Source organism: Dietzia massiliensis (assembly GCF_018390595.1).
In the GTDB taxonomy this organism is placed as follows: Bacteria; Actinomycetota; Actinomycetes; order Mycobacteriales; family Mycobacteriaceae; genus Dietzia; species Dietzia massiliensis.
In genome coordinates this window covers 1-424 of the sequence record NZ_JAHBAV010000227.1, presented here as the reverse complement: position 1 = coordinate 424, position 424 = coordinate 1, and the positions used below count along the sequence as shown (strand labels likewise).

Sequence of the window (424 nt, the reverse complement as noted above, 5' to 3'; positions counted from 1 at the left end):
GCAGCACCGAGCGATCGTCCGCCAGCACCGAATAGTTGTGCATGGTATTGCCGATGGTGCCGCCGGCGAACTGATGGGTAACCAGGTTGTTTTCATTCAGTTCCTGATACAGCGCCTCGGCGACGTCGTCTTCGATCACCAGAGAGTGGCCCAGGCTCAGGCCGTAGCGCTGGACAAAAGCGTCGTCCACCTTCGCCTCGATATCCACCAGCGTCTGGTCGATGCCGACGATATACGAGGTGCTGATTTCACTTTCGGGCTGAGCCTGCTGCAGAAGCGGATCGCGGGCGCTCACCGGGAAATAGTGTTTGGACTTGCGTTTACCAGGAAATTTCATGTGATTGGCGGTGGTGGCGGTTTAACAAGCGGAGAATGTTAACACATTCCCGCCCGATCACGATGATTCTAATATACAGATTATTGA

The 424-nt window shown here is 54.7% G+C and carries 1 pseudogene; it reads right to left on the bottom strand.

What is annotated here, in order from left to right:
• Positions 1-337: pseudogene (locus KHA85_RS20370) on the bottom strand (hypothetical protein); the annotation flags it as partial.
• Positions 338-424 lie beyond the last annotated feature (87 nt).